Origin of the sequence: Streptomyces sp. NPDC048473, from assembly GCF_043200155.1 — a bacterium.
Classification (GTDB): Bacteria; Actinomycetota; Actinomycetes; order Streptomycetales; family Streptomycetaceae; genus Streptomyces.
The window spans coordinates 1-1697 of the sequence record NZ_JBICXE010000174.1; the positions used below are offsets into that span (position 1 = coordinate 1).

Sequence of the window (1697 nt, forward strand, 5' to 3'; positions counted from 1 at the left end):
TGGCTGTGAATCCGTTTCTTGACGGTGTTGTTGTGATGTTGACGGGTATGCATGTTCCGCGTGGGAGTTCCTCGCGTATGCGTGGCGAGGTGGAGTTGCCGCACAGTGCTCTGGTGGAGGCTCTGGATGGGTTCCAGGAGCTGATCGGGCAGATCGCGAAGTCGGTTGCGGGTGCGGGCAGTGGTCGGTGGAACGAGGCTTACGCGAAGGCGATGTCGACGTTCGGCAGTGGTGCCGGCGCGGATTATGTGAAGAATCTCAAGGACACTGCTGCGAAGATATCTGGTTATGCCCGGGAGACGGGTTATCAGATCGATTACACGAACCGGATGATCATCGTTCAGGTGGTGCAGTTCCTTTTCGAGTGGGCGTTGACGCTGATCATGGCGGTGTTCAACCCGATCGCGGCTCTGATGGAGCAGTCGTTCCTGAGGGCGCTCTACCGGTTGATTCTGCGGAGTTTTCTGCTCCGGTTGCTGGCGACGGTCGGTATGTATGAGGCGTTGAACGTCGGTCTGGGTGCGGCGATGGATATTTTCGTCCGGTGGTCGCTGGCCGGTGAGGGCAAGCACACGGAGAACGGTGGCCAGTATTTCAGGCAGTCCGTGGCGTTCGGTGCGGTGCAGGGTGCGCTCATGGTCTTCGTGCCGTATGCGGGCTCGGCGCTGGCGGGTTTGATCGGCAAGGGTCTGGGCCGGGACATCGCGGGGGAGATCGGGGGCGGCGTGGACCGTGCCATGGCGGGGGGTGGCCGGGACATCTCCACGGATGTGGGCCGGGATGTTTCCGGGGGGCTGGGCCGGGATCTCGGTGGGAAGTCGGGTGACGATGTCGGTTCGGGCCCGGTGGGTGGTGTGGGGGGCCGTGGGGGGTTCGGCCGGGACCTCGGCATCACCGCGGCGAACCTCGCGCAGAGGTTCGAGATGGGTGAGGTGAACGGTGGCGCACGCGATGCCTTCAGGGCCGGTGCCGGCAGCCTCTTCGCCCGGGACTTCGGTGGTGTGATGGGTGCCGGTCCGGCGCGTCTGCTGGGCGGGAAGTGGGCTGATGGCTTCCTGGCCGGGTTCGGGAGGAAGGACTTCGGTGACATTTTGTTCCGGAGTCTGGACGGTCTGCCGCCGGGTTTGGGGAGCGGTCTGCGTTCCGCGCTGTCCCACGGGGTCGCGGACGCGTTGTCCACGGACTGGGGACGCAAGTTCAGCGGCTTCCTGGGTGACGCCGTCGCCAACGTGGCGCACCAGAACGCCTCCGAGGGCCTGTACAACCTGTTCACCACGGGGAGGTTCACCACCAGTGTGGCGACCGGCGTCGCGGGCGGCGCAGGGGGTCTGCTGAGTCACGCGCTCACCCGGAACGCGCTGAGCCTGGGCGCGGGCCTTCGGGACCTGGTCCTGCCGCCCAAGCCGGACCTGCCCCCGGCGGGATCCGTCAATCCGGTCCCCGGTCCCGGCTCCCGGATCAACGACGGCACAACCCCGTACCGGTTCACCATCCGGCCGGGCGGGGAGCCCAGTGTGGGGCTGCTGGACAACGCCGGGCCGGCGGCGGGTGGCGGGGACGACCTCAGCGACACGACCTCGATCCGGTCCGCCTCGTCGGCCTCCTCGGGCGACACACTGCTGAACCCGGACTCCCCCGACCTGCCCCACACCACCACCTCCCACACCACCACCTCCCACACCACCACCTCCCACACC

Annotated in this window: 1 pseudogene; it reads left to right on the plus strand. The window is 66.8% G+C overall.

Annotated elements, in window-relative coordinates:
* Window positions 1-113: 113 nt before the first annotated feature.
* Window positions 114-1697 (plus strand): annotated as a pseudogene (locus ACGFU7_RS48040) (hypothetical protein); the annotation flags it as partial.